Consider the following 13518-nt stretch of genomic DNA (forward strand, 5'->3'; position numbering starts at 1 on the left):
ATCCTTTACTCAAAATATATTCAAAAAAAGAAGAGATATACAATTACTACTGTTGTATATCTCTTCTTTTACTGTTATTTAATAGTGGAGTTTGCGTTTTCTTGCTTCGTGAAATAATCAATAATGCCCATTGCGCTAATTTCTATATCTAGATGTAAAATGTTATAAACGGAATGATCGGATGGGACGTTTAAGTTTGTAAGGTGAGAAGAGATGTTATCCATTAATACAGTTTGTAAAGCCTTAGTCGCTTCATCGAAGTCATTATACTGTTCAAAGACCTCTTTACCAGTATGAACGAAAATAGGTAACCAATGTTCCAGCTGGTTATATACTTCTGTAACATTGGATGAAGCGCCGTAATGGCCGAAATAAATAGTGTCTACATTCATACTTTGAATATGATTTTTAGAAGCAATCATTGCATCTGGCTGAAATTGTGAAGGAGACGTTGACGGTAGATATAACTCTACACCAAGATCTGCAAGTTCTCTATAATAAATTCCAATTGTATCACCAGTAAAAATGCCGTTTGTTAATGAATCGTGAATGCTAATATGGTGCTTCGCATGCCCCGGTGTATCATAAAATGTAAGGGTGCGATCTTCTGCAATTTTTAACGTATCACCGTTTTGGACAATATGAACACGTTCTTCTTCTATAGGAAGAATTGGATCAAAAAGTTTATCGAAATCTTCTTTGTACACAGCTTTTGCGCCTACAATGAGTTTTGTTGGATCGATCATATGACGAGCACCACGAGAATGCACATATAAAGTAGCATTTGGGCACTTTGCCATCATTAAACCAGCTGCCCCAGCATGATCTAAATGAACATGTGTAACGATAATGTTTTTTACATCGTTTAAGTCAATATGTAATTGTTGTAAGCCGTCTAAAATATACGGAAGAGAAGGGGCTGCACAAGTTTCAATTAAAGTAATATCATCACCTAATAAAACATACGTACCTGTTCGTTCAGTATGTTGTAAATCGAAATCATCAATTAGATATAGGTGAGAAGATAGTTGCTCTACTTTTTTCATATTTACCACTCCTTATATACTGCATGTTTCTATTATACGCTAAAAAAGAAAAAAGGCAGAAAACGAAAGCTCGTCTTCTGCCTTTTTGTAATGTTGTTATTTCGTTTGTTCTTTATTGATAGACATAACGAACAATCCGACAATACCACCAACGATTGGAAGCATAATCTCTCCTGCTAAATTAAAGTAGGAGCTTAAAAACAAACCATTCACATCGATTACCCAACCAGTAACATACAATAACATCATATATAGTACGAAATAAAACTCGCGATTTGAAATCGTTTCACGTTGTGCAGTTTTCATAATGAACACCATCCTTTTCTTTTATAATGGAATATAAACTGTCACATTTTGTTCACAATTTAATTGTAAAACTTTCCATCATAAAAGTCTAGTAGATTGTGTCGAATTTTTAAACATAAATAAAGCGCTATCATTTCAGCGTGTAAATACGTAATAAGAGCTGTATATTCACGAATGTAGTATAGTATAAACATAGAATGATAGTGTAGAGAGGGGCAGGAACAATGACAATTTATGATTTTTCAGCTAAAACAATTACAGGTGAAGAAAAATCGTTAAAAGATTACGAAGGAAAAGCAATTCTTATTGTAAATGTAGCTAGTAAATGCGGGTTTACACCGCAATATAAAGGATTACAAGAAGTATATGATAAATATAAAGACCAAGGACTAGAAATACTCGGTTTCCCTTGTAACCAATTCGGAGGGCAAGAACCAGGAACAGAAGCAGATATTACTAGTTTTTGTGAGTTAAACTATGGTGTAAACTTCCCGATGTTTGCAAAGATTGATGTGAAAGGTGATAAGGCTCATCCTCTGTATACATACATGACAGAACAAGCACCAGGCTTACTCGGCATGAAAGCAGTGAAATGGAACTTTACGAAGTTTTTAATTGGAAAAGACGGGAAAGTAGTAGGGCGTTTTGCGCCGCAGACGAAGCCGGTGGATTTAGAGGTTGAGATTGAAAAGGTACTTGGGGAATAACTAGGAGTTTCACTTTATTAAAAACGCCTCAAAGAACAATATAGTTCTTTGAGGCGTTTAACATTAAATCACTGTATTGAAGTCATTTGATTTAGGCGGAGAAGCTGCTTTTTTCATAAGTGCTTCCCATAAGTGTACGGATTTCTTCCATTCGGCTGCGGTCTGGCCCTTTTGGTACATAGCGTTCTCATAACTGAAAGTAAGTTGTTGCATATCGGCCGAGTTGTAAAGTGTATCGATGTGGAGAGCGTATTCTCGGAATGTTTGACTTTCACCCCGTGGTATGCCAATTCTCGCAAATTGTTTTAAAAGTGCACCGTAAGCCTTTGGGTAAACAGCATCATCTTTTCGGTATTTATAGAAATGAATAATAAAAAAAGTAATCCATTTCATTCTAGTAATGAAGAGAATGTATCCCATGATACTAACCGGTATCATAGAGAGGAATACGTACCACCAAGAAAAACTAGTTTTAGAATTTGTAATCTTTTTAGTAGAGGATTCCTCTGTATTTTCTATTAAACTTTTGAGTTTTGCTTCATTATTCCGCTCGTGCGTTTGCGCATTTTGAGAATTAGTTTCTTCGCTATTTTGTGAAGCAGGAGCAGGAGTATTATTTGTGAAATTATAGGGATTTGTAAATCCTTTTGTTGGTTCGAATGGAATCCATCCGTATCCTGGAAAATAAACTTCGACCCAAGAGTGTGCATTATTGTTCGCGATTTTATAAACATTTTCACCTTCAGCACTAGCACTTGTATTCTCGGGAGTTCCTTCTGTAAATCCTTTTACCCAACGGGCAGGAATCCCAGCAGAACGAAGTAGCACAATCATAGACGTCGAAAAATTATTACAGTAGCCGCTTTTCGTATCGAAAAGGAATTGATCTACATAATCTTGGTTTTTGGCAGGGAATAAGACATTCGTTGTTTCATATACAAAAGAGTTGTCTGTGAAGTACTTTTCAATAGCTAATACTTTATCATACCGGTTGTCTTTATCATTTGTAAGATTGGCAGCCAAGTCTTTTATTCGCTGTGGTAACGATTCAGGAAGTTGTGTGTACTTTGCCATGAAATAAGAACTTGTTTCATGCCCTTCATTCGTATTTACAGCTTTCAAGCTTTCTATGGGAAACTCTGGGATCTCATATGTTACCTTATACGAATTTAAAGTAGTAGAAGAGTCTCCGTGCATCGTATAGATTTTTTCTGAAAATGGGTCAACGCTGTATGATACATCAGAAGAAGCCTCAACTGATATCAATCCCGCTGGATAGGTAAGGTGAGGAGTACTTTTTTGCATAGTGATTGTTGCTTCGGTTGTCTCTGTTTTTGTATTTTGTTCGTACCAGCTCACGACATCGTTTTTATTTTTAAAAGAAACCTTCTTCGGATTTTCAGAAACCTCCCAGCCTTTTCCTGTATAAAAATCTTTCGTTTCTACTCTCCAATATTGTTTGTTTTGTGTTTGTGCTGTAAAAACAATTGTATTATCTGCTTTAAAGGGACCGCCTAATTGCGAGTCATCTAAACCATACCCAACTGTAGAAACTTCTTTTTCTTTACTTGTTTCGGATGTGTTGAATTTAAAAAAATCCATTGGGTTTGGCCATTGAGGACCAAATTTTGGAGCAAAGTATGCGATGGTTACTGACAATACAATAAATAGTGTAAGAGGTTTAAGTAATTTTGAGATTTCTCTAGCATAATTTTGTAAGTGTTCCATCTCTTTTATTCGGTCTATTTGAAGAAGACTAAGCATAAAAAAGCCGATGACAACAGTACGAATAATAGCGTAGTTTGCATTGTATAAATGTAAGTTATGAAAAGTTACGATATAAATAATAGTTAATACAAGAAATAACAACCCACGTTTTTTATGAATCGTCCAAAAAGAGGTGAAAGAACTCAAAAACCAAAATGATAGAAAAAATAAAACTGTTGGAAAAACTGGCGAAATATCTAATAAATTCCCCTGAAAAAACAGGAAGGAATTGCGAGACATATCAGAAAAAAATGTCGTTAGCCAAGATGGATTTATAAAAGATTTTTTATAATATAAGGAATGAATGATGAATAATATTGTGACAATCTTTATTGGAATCTGCCACCGTGTTTGAAAAAAAGAGAGAGTGGAGCAAAGTCCAATAAATAGTACGAAAATATCTAATCTACCTACGTTTGTAATACCTACAAGGGGTCTTAACCATTCTAGTAAAAGAAGAAATACACATACATGCATGAAAGATCTGTTCATATCCCGTTTGTATTTTGTTTGTAATGTTATCATTTGCTCACCTCAAAAAACACGTTTGTATACTGGTTTTCATAAACCACGTTTACAAATATTTTTCGTTTTTGTAGAGTTTCTAGTATACTTATTTCTCGATACGAGAGTTGGTTTGCTTTTTCTTTCACGACAAACACCATTAATTTTCTATTTTTTGTAGCAGCACATTCAGCCGCCTTTTGAATATCGGATGAAAGATCGCTTGTCACGAGTATAATCGTGACGGGCTGATACATTTTTCTTAATTCCATTTCTACACTCTGGGAGAGCGGGAATACACTGTCTGCTTGTACTTTCGCTAAATGAAAAAAGATTTGTTGCAACTGCGTATCTCCATTGTCTAAAGGGAAAATAGTCCGTTCTTTTCCAACAGACACGAATGCCGCTGTTGAATTTTGCTTCAAGACAGACCTCACAATAGAGGCAGTAAACGTTACGACTGATTCGAATAGAGGAGACTCAGTTCTGTCCATGAATATCATGATATTATGGCTGCGCTGTTGTTCAAATTCTTTCGTCATAATATTGTTTGTTCGTGCAGTTGCTTTCCAATCAATCCACGAAAAGCGATCACCAGGCTTATAGTCTCTAACACCGACAGAGACTGTAGAGTTTCTTGCTAAATTTATATTTGCTGAAAGCGCTCCTTGTTCGAAATGATTTTCCAATTGCCGATACGTTATATCTACATACTGGGGATAGACTAAAAATGTATCTGGAGCTGAAAAAGTTACTTCTTTCTCCACTATGCCGAATAGATCACCAGTTTTGATACGTACGCTTGAAAAAGTGTGCTCTCCTCTAGGGATTGTATCAATAACATATTGAAACGAAATATTTCGTTTTACTCCTGGAAAGAGTATTACTTTATTCCTTTTTGTTTGTCTACAACTTGTGAATTGTGGTGGTAGTTCATCTTCTATAACTAAATAAAGTAAGGGAAAAGGAATTTTTCTTCTTATTGTAATCGTGCTTAAAAATGATTCGCCTGCTACATAATCGTTTTGGTTTGTTATTCGTTTTACTTCAGCGTCCCGTAAAGCGTAGAAGGGGAGTAGCAGTGAGTAAAGACCAATAGGAATCGTACTGTAAAACAAAAACCAACTTACAAACCCTCCTTGAAGCATGGCGTACACAAATGTTAAGACTAGGAATAAAGGGATTAGTAATAACTTGGTAACGTGATAGAGTACTCGTAGTAGCCTTTTCATCAGGGGTTCAGCGTCCTTTGATTCGGCACGGCAGTTCGTGCAACGATTTTTGCAATAACTTGTTCTCCTGTTATTCCTTCAAATTTTGCTTCCATTTTTAGAATGAGTCTGTGAGCTAAAACGTAAGGAGCTAAAAATTTAACATCGTCTGGAATAACATAATTTCTGCCATGGATGAATGCATAAGCCTGTGAAGCTTTCATTAAAGCAATTGAGCCGCGTGGACTTGCACCTAGCTGTATAGAACTATAAGAACGGGTCTGATTAACAAGCTTTACAATGTAATGCTTGATCCCTTTGTCCATGCTTATTTCCCGTACACTTTGTTGTAAATAAAGTAATTCTTCAATTGTAGTAATAGCTTTTAAATGGGAGAGTGGACTTGTTTTTTCCATCCGGTTTAAAATTTCAAATTCTTCTTCTGGTGTAGGATATCCCATTTTTAGCTTCAACAAGAAACGATCAAGCTGAGCTTCTGGTAAAGGATATGTTCCCTCATATTCGACCGGATTTTGTGTAGCCATTACAAAAAATGGCTTTGGTAGCGGTCTTGTAATCCCATCTATTGTGATATTGCCTTCCTCCATACTTTCAAGTAAGGCAGATTGTGTCTTTGGAGATGTACGATTAATCTCATCAGCAAGTATAAAATTCCCCATGATTGGTCCAGGCTTGAACTCAAATTGGAGCTCTTTCGGATTATAAATAGAAACACCTGTTACATCTGACGGTAGTAAATCAGGTGTGAATTGAATTCGCTTGTAATCAGCATCAATTGATTTAGAAAGAGCACGTACTAGCATCGTTTTCCCGACACCAGGAACATCTTCTAATAGTACATGACCTTCAGCTAAGAGCGCAGTCAAAGCTAAAATCGTTTCTTTTCTTTTTCCGACCATTAATTTTTCAATATTGTTGATTATTTTCTCTACAGTGGGATGTAATGAATCAAACTGGGGCATCGTAATCCTCCTAATTTTATTATCAATTTCTAATCTATTTAGTGGAAATAGAATGTATCACCCTACTTGCAGGCAGGAAAGATTCTATCTTAAATTCTGAGAATATTCAGATTATTTATTCCGATTACATCTAGTATAATTGTTTCCTTAACTAAGGGCAATACGGTAAATAATGATTTGTAGTTTTATATGAAACAGGCCTTGATAAAATAGTATTGTTAAAGAAAAAATTCCTTACATGCAATTTACAACCTTTTCTTTATGGAATTTTTGAAATAATGTCAAAACTCTTTTTCATATTTTTATAAAAAAACGTAGGAATTTTTCCTGCGTTTTTTCTTTTGCAAAATAGTCGATATCTCAAAATATCATTCTCCTAATAATCACGATTAACCATAACCCCCCACAACAGAACAAAAGATTTTCTCACAAACTTATTTTCTACTGAATTTTTGACAATCTCTTGAACTGTGCGAAATGTCACATCTGTATTTTACAACCTCTCTTATAGTAAGGGTATGTAAGAGAGACGTATTAAAGGAGTGAACAGTATGAAGAAGAAACCTTCAGCACTAATGAGACGTTTAAAATATTTTTCACCAATAGATCGTTATAACGATAACCATACACAAGAAACGTACGAAGATCGTGAATGGGAGAATGTGTACAGAAAGCGTTGGCAGCATGATAAAGTAATTCGTTCTACACATGGTGTGAACTGTACTGGTTCATGTAGCTGGAATATATATGTGAAAGATGGAATTGTAACTTGGGAAGGGCAGGAGCTTAACTATCCGACTACAGGTCCTGATATGCCTGATTTTGAACCACGAGGATGTCCACGTGGAGCGAGTTTTTCATGGTACATTTATAGTCCACTTCGTGTGAAATATCCGTATGTACGTGGTGTTCTTTGGAATATGTGGCAAGAAGAACTGCAAAATCACAAGTCACCACTAGATGCTTGGAAAAGCATTGTGGAAAACCCTGAAAAGGCACGTACGTATAAGCAGGCGCGTGGTAAAGGGGGATTCATTCGTGTGAATTGGGATGAAGTGTTACAACTCGTTTCTGCTTCATTACTTTACACAGTAATGAAATACGGTCCAGACCGAAATGTTGGTTTTTCACCAATTCCAGCTATGTCGATGTTAAGTCATGCAGCAGGTAGCCGTTTTATGCAACTTATGGGTGGACCGATGCTTAGCTTCTATGATTGGTACGCAGATTTACCGCCAGCTTCGCCGCAAATTTGGGGGGATCAAACAGATGTACCAGAGAGTAGTGATTGGTATAACTCTGGTTACATTATGACATGGGGTTCAAATGTACCGATGACAAGAACGCCAGATGCTCACTTTTTAGCAGAGGTTCGATATAAAGGAACGAAAGTCGTTTCTGTCAGTCCTGACTTCGCTGAATCTACAAAGTTTGCGGATGAATGGATTAGTGTGAAACAAGGTACAGATGGTGCACTTGCGATGGCAATGGGGCACGTAATCTTACAAGAATTTTACGTAGATAATCAAGTGGAATATTTCACAAAGTATGCGAAGCAATATACTGATTTTCCTTTCTTTGTCACATTGAAACAAAAAGGAGATCAATTCGTTGCGGATCGATTCTTAAATGCTTCTGATATCGGACGCGAAACGAAGTTAGGGGAATGGAAGCCTGTACTTTGGAACGAGAACACGAATGATTTTGCAACACCTCAAGGCACAATGGGATCACGTTGGGATAACGAAAAGAAATGGAACTTACGTTTAGAAGATGAACAAACAGGTGAAAAGATTGATCCACGTCTTTCTTTACTTGGAATGGAAGATGCGGTTGGAACGGTACAAATTCCGTACTTCTCTGATGATGGAAATAAAGTATTAGAACGTACAATTCCAGTGAAAAAGGTTATGACAGAAGAAGGCGAAGTGTTCGTTACAACTGTATACGACTTAACGTTAGCAAATTACGGAGTGAACCGAGGACTTGGTGGACAAGAACCGAAAGACTTCAATGATGATATGCCGTTTACACCTGCATGGCAAGAGAAAATGACGGGAGTGAAGCGAGAGCTTATTGTTCAAATTGCTCGTGAGTTCGCACAAAATGCTGTTGATACAAATGGTCGTTCCATGATTATTGTTGGAGCTGGTATTAACCATTGGTTTAACTCTGATACGATTTATCGCGCTGTTTTAAATCTTGTTCTTCTTGTTGGGGCACAAGGTGTAAATGGCGGCGGTTGGGCGCATTATGTTGGTCAAGAAAAATTACGACCAGCAGAAGGGTGGCAAACAATCGCGATGGCAAAAGATTGGCAAGGGCCACCGAAATTACAAAATGGTACTTCATTCTTCTATTTCGTAACAGATCAATGGCGTTATGAAGATACACCAGTTGGACATTTAGCATCACCAATTGAAGGTAACTCTCGTTATCAACATCACGGTGATTACAACGTATTAGCGGCACGACTTGGCTGGTTACCTTCTTATCCGACATTCGAGAAAAACGGAATTGAATTATATAAAGAAGCTGTTGCTGCTGGTGCAACGACGCAAGAAGAAATCGGAAAATACGTTGCGCAAAAACTAAAAGAAAAAGAATTGAAATTTGCGATTGAAGATCCTGATAATAAAAACAACTTCCCGCGCAACTTATTCGTTTGGCGTGCGAACTTAATTTCAAGTTCTGGTAAAGGACACGAATATTTCTTAAAACATTTATTAGGTACAACAAACGGATTAATGAATGATGATAGTGATTCAATACGACCGGAAGAAATTAAGTGGCATGAAGAAGCACCAGAAGGGAAATTAGATTTACTCATTAATTTAGATTTCCGTATGGCTGGAACAGCGCTTTATTCTGATATCGTCTTACCTGCTTCAACTTGGTATGAGAAGCACGATTTGAGTAGTACAGATATGCATCCATTTGTGCATCCGTTTAACCCAGCAATCGGTTCACCGTGGGAAGCACGCTCTGACTGGGATATTTTCACGGCTCTTTCTAAAGCTGTGTCAGATTTAGCGAAGAAAATCGATCTTGAGCCAATGAAAGAAGTCGTTGCAACACCACTTCTTCACGATACACCGCAAGAATTAGCGCAACCACTTGGCAAGATTAAAGATTGGAGCAAAGGCGAGTGTGAACCAATCCCAGGTAAAACGATGCCGCAAATTCATGTTGTCGAAAGGGATTATAAAACGATTTATGACAAAATGACTGCACTAGGACCAAATGCCGGAAAACAACCGATTGGTACGAAAGGGATTTCTTGGTCTGCGGAAAAAGAATATGAGCAATTAAAGAGTCGATTAGGAGTCGTTCGAACGGATTCTATTGCGAAAGGTTGCCCAGATATAAAAGAAGCAATTAATGCTGCTGAGGCGGTATTAACACTTTCTTCTACAACAAACGGTCATATGGCTGTAAAAGCGTGGGAAGCACTTGAAAAACAAACAGATTTAAAATTGCGTGATTTAGCAGAAGAACGTGAAGAAGAATGCTTCACATTTGAGCAAATTACAGCACAGCCAAAAACAGTAATTACTTCTCCAGCTTTCACAGGTTCTGAAAAAGGTGGACGCCGTTACTCACCATTTACAACAAATGTGGAACGTCTTATTCCTTGGAGAACGATAACTGGTCGACAATCTTTCTACTTAGACCATGACATGATGAAAGAATTTGGTGAAACGATGGCAACATTCAAACCAATTCTGCAACATAAACCGTTCCGTAAATCACGGCCTGAAGTAGAGGGAAAAGAGATTACATTAAACTATTTAACACCGCATAATAAGTGGTCGATTCATAGTATGTACTTTGATTCATTACCGATGTTAACGCTGTTTAGAGGTGGTCCAACTGTTTGGATGAATAAAGATGACGCTGCAGAAGCTGGCGTTGCAGATAATGATTGGATTGAATGCTTTAACCGTAACGGTGTTGTTGTAGCACGTGCTGTTGTAACGCACCGTATACCGAGAGGAATGGCATTTATGCACCATGCGCAAGATCGTCACATTAACGTACCTGGTACGAAATTAACAAGTAATCGCGGGGGAACGCATAATAGTCCGACTCGAATTCACGTGAAACCGACACATATGATTGGTGGGTATGGTCAATTAAGTTATGGATTTAACTATTATGGTCCAACTGGAAACCAGCGCGACTTAAACGTTGTAATTCGCAAACTGAAGGAGGTAGATTGGCTTGAAGATTAAAGCGCAAGTCGGAATGGTAATGAACTTAGATAAATGCATCGGCTGCCACACTTGTAGCGTAACATGCAAAAACACCTGGACAAATCGTCCAGGTGCTGAATATATGTACTTCAATAACGTAGAAACGAAACCCGGAATTGGTTATCCGAAGCAATGGGAAGACCAAGAGAAATACAAAGGCGGCTGGGAATTGAAAAATGGTGACCTTCAACTGAAATCCGGTTCGAAAATGAAGCGTCTTATGAATATTTTCCACAATCCAGATCAACCAACAATTGATGATTACTTTGAACCTTGGAACTATGATTATGAGACGTTAACGAATAGCCCGCAGCGTAAGCATCAGCCAGTTGCTCGTCCGAAATCAGCAATTACAGGCGAATTTATCGACAAAATTGAATGGGGTCCAAACTGGGAAGATGATTTAGCTGGTGGACATATAACAGGATTACAAGATCCGAACGTAAAGAAAATGGAAGAAGAAATTAAAACGGATTTTGAAAATGTCTTTATGATGTATTTACCACGTATATGCGAACATTGTATGAATCCATCTTGTGTATCTTCTTGTCCATCTGGTGCGATGTATAAACGTGAAGAAGATGGGATTGTTCTTGTAGATCAAAATGCATGTCGCGCATGGAGATTCTGCGTATCTTCTTGTCCATATAAAAAAGTGTATTTTAACTGGCAAACGAATAAAGCTGAAAAATGTACAATGTGCTTCCCGCGTATTGAAGCTGGTATGCCAACAATTTGTTCAGAAACATGTGTAGGACGTATCAGGTATATTGGGGTAATACTATACGACGCTGACAAAGTAAAAGAAGCGGCTTCTGTTGAAGATGAAAAAGATTTATATGAATCTCAGCTTACTGTTTTCCTAGATCCAAATGATCCAGAAGTAGCGGCTGAAGCGAAAAAACAAGGCATTCCTGAAGAATGGATTAAAGCGGCACAACAGTCGCCAATCTATAAAATGATTATCGATTGGAAAATTGCTCTGCCTCTTCATCCAGAGTATCGTACAATGCCGATGGTTTGGTATATCCCGCCGCTTAGCCCAATTATGAACATGGTGGAAGGAAAAGGTAGTAACTGGAAAGCAGAAGAGATTTTCCCTGCTATTGATAATATGCGTATTCCAATTCAATATTTAGCGAATTTACTCACTGCAGGGGATGAATCACATATTCGTCTTACATTGAAGAAAATGGCCGTTATGCGAACGCATATGAGAGCATTGCAGATTAATAAAGAACCAAATGAAGCTGTATTAAAAGAACTTGGCTTAACGAAACAGGATGTAGAAGAGATGTATCGTCTTCTTGCTATCGCGAAATATAAAGATCGTTTTGTCATCCCGACGTCTCACCGCGAACAAGTTGCAGATTTATATAGCGAACAAGGAAGCTGTGGCCTTTCCTTCACAGGTGGTCCAGGCTCTTGTATGACAATTTCTTAAATAAAGGGGGCAGAAAATTATGAAAGAAAGTTTACAAACTGCTTTTTCTTGTTCTTCTTTTCTTCTCTCCTACCCTGAACTAGGGTGGAGAGAAGCTGTAACAGAATTAAAAGAAGAGATTGAAGCGATTGAACAGGAAGAAGTTAAAACTTCACTTACAGCATTTATAAAACAAGCGCTAGATAAAACGAACGATCAACTTATTGATAGTTACGTATATACATTTGATTTTGGTAAAAAGACTAATATGTATTTAACGTATATGAACACCGGCGAACAAAGAGAAAGAGGCATTGAATTACTAGAGTTAAAACAGCATTATAAAAAATCTGGTTTTGAAGTAACGGATAAAGAACTACCAGATTATTTACCACTATTACTTGAGTTTTTTGCAAATGCAGATGAACAAGATAGTGAGCCGATTATGGGTAAATATAAGGAGAATATACAAGCATTGCATGTTCAGTTAAAAGAAGCAGACAGTATGTATGAACCAATTCTTGGAGCTGTTCTCCTCGCTATCGATACATGGGGTGTACAGACAAATTAGAAAGGAGAGTTGTCAAAATGATGGATCAATTTCTATGGGTGTTGTTTCCCTATATCATTTTTGCAATCTTTATCGGTGGACATATTTTCAGATACAACTATGATCAATTTGGATGGACATCAAAATCTAGTGAACTATTAGAGAAAAAAATGCTCCGAATCGGAAGTCTATTATTCCACTTTGGGATTATATTCGTAATTGGCGGTCATGTTATGGGGATTTTAATTCCAGAAGCTGTATACCGTTCAATAGGTATTTCTGAGCATATGTATCATGTAGTAGCAATTAGTTTCGGGCTTCCAGCAGGGGTTGCTTCTATCATCGGTTTAATTATATTAACGTACCGCCGCGTAACAGTAAAACGTATTATTGCAACGAGTACAAAGGGAGATTATATTGCGCTTATTTTATTACTTATCGTTATGCTGGCAGGACTTTCCTCAACATTTTTAAACATTGACTCAAAAGGATTTGATTATCGTACAACGATTGGTCCTTGGTTCCGAAGTCTCTTTATTTTCCAACCAAAAGTTGAATACATGACGGAAGTACCAGTTTGGTTTAAAATTCATATTCTCGCAGGGTTGGGGCTTTTCGCAGTATGGCCATTTACAAGACTGGTACATGTATTTAGTGCCCCAATTAAATACTTAAGTCGTAGTTATGTAATTTACAGAAGACGTATTCCAAATGAATTGAAAAAATAGTTTTGTTATACATGTTTAGTACTTTATAAGAAAAGCC

The 13518-nt window shown here is 37.3% G+C and carries 10 protein-coding genes; 5 read left to right on the top strand and 5 right to left on the bottom strand.

Annotation, left to right across the window (positions count from 1 at the left end):
- Positions 1–74: 74 nt before the first annotated feature.
- The gene (locus BAQ48_RS22135) at positions 75–1046 is read right to left on the bottom strand and encodes an MBL fold metallo-hydrolase (protein ID WP_071712855.1); all 972 of its coding nucleotides are present in this window, start codon (positions 1044–1046) and stop codon (positions 75–77) included.
- 96 nt (positions 1047–1142) lie between these two features.
- Positions 1143–1352 carry a DUF3925 domain-containing protein gene (locus BAQ48_RS22140; RefSeq protein ID WP_000844994.1) on the bottom strand — a complete coding sequence of 70 codons (210 nt, stop codon included), beginning with the start codon at positions 1350–1352 and terminating at the stop codon, positions 1143–1145.
- Positions 1353–1576: 224 nt separating this feature from the next.
- On the opposite strand from BAQ48_RS22140, the gene bsaA reads away from it, so the two are divergent.
- On the top strand, positions 1577–2059 hold the full coding sequence (gene bsaA / locus BAQ48_RS22145) for a glutathione peroxidase (RefSeq protein ID WP_000158180.1): 483 nt from the start codon (positions 1577–1579) through the stop codon (positions 2057–2059).
- A 63-nt stretch (positions 2060–2122) separates the two neighbouring features.
- Here bsaA and BAQ48_RS22150 read toward each other — a convergent pair whose 3' ends face one another.
- Genes BAQ48_RS22150 through BAQ48_RS22160 form a run of 3 tightly spaced genes read right to left on the bottom strand, consistent with a single transcriptional unit; the run spans position 2123 to position 6524 of the window.
- Positions 2123–4351 (bottom strand): transglutaminase TgpA family protein, encoded by a 2229-nt coding sequence (locus tag BAQ48_RS22150; RefSeq protein WP_071712856.1) that lies wholly within the window; start codon positions 4349–4351, stop codon positions 2123–2125.
- Positions 4348–5562 carry a DUF58 domain-containing protein gene (locus BAQ48_RS22155; RefSeq protein WP_071712857.1) on the bottom strand — a complete coding sequence of 405 codons (1215 nt, stop codon included), beginning with the start codon at positions 5560–5562 and terminating at the stop codon, positions 4348–4350. Before BAQ48_RS22155 ends, BAQ48_RS22150 begins: the two co-directional genes overlap by 4 nt.
- Positions 5562–6524, bottom strand: coding sequence for an AAA family ATPase (locus tag BAQ48_RS22160; protein ID WP_071712858.1), 963 nt, complete (start codon positions 6522–6524; stop codon positions 5562–5564). The genes BAQ48_RS22155 and BAQ48_RS22160 overlap by 1 nt, the downstream gene beginning before the upstream one ends.
- 551 nt (positions 6525–7075) lie before the next feature.
- Between BAQ48_RS22160 and BAQ48_RS22165 the strand changes: the two genes are divergently transcribed.
- From BAQ48_RS22165 to narI, 4 genes are read left to right on the top strand one after another with little or no spacing between them, the layout of a single operon-like run.
- A complete protein-coding gene (locus BAQ48_RS22165; RefSeq protein WP_071712859.1) occupies positions 7076–10759 on the top strand; it encodes a nitrate reductase subunit alpha in 3684 nt (1227 codons plus the stop codon).
- Positions 10749–12224, top strand: coding sequence for a nitrate reductase subunit beta (gene narH, locus BAQ48_RS22170; RefSeq protein WP_071712860.1), 1476 nt, complete (start codon positions 10749–10751; stop codon positions 12222–12224). Before BAQ48_RS22165 ends, narH begins: the two co-directional genes overlap by 11 nt.
- Positions 12225–12243: 19 nt before the next feature.
- Positions 12244–12774 carry a nitrate reductase molybdenum cofactor assembly chaperone gene (gene narJ / locus BAQ48_RS22175; RefSeq protein ID WP_071712861.1) on the top strand — a complete coding sequence of 177 codons (531 nt, stop codon included), beginning with the start codon at positions 12244–12246 and terminating at the stop codon, positions 12772–12774.
- Positions 12775–12791: 17 nt separating this feature from the next.
- Complete coding sequence (narI, locus tag BAQ48_RS22180; RefSeq protein WP_071712862.1) at positions 12792–13481, top strand: respiratory nitrate reductase subunit gamma; 690 nt, start codon at positions 12792–12794, stop codon at positions 13479–13481.
- The last annotated feature ends 37 nt before the right edge of the window (positions 13482–13518 follow it).

This window comes from Bacillus luti (assembly GCF_001884105.1).
GTDB classification, from domain to species: Bacteria; Bacillota; Bacilli; order Bacillales; family Bacillaceae_G; genus Bacillus_A; species Bacillus_A luti.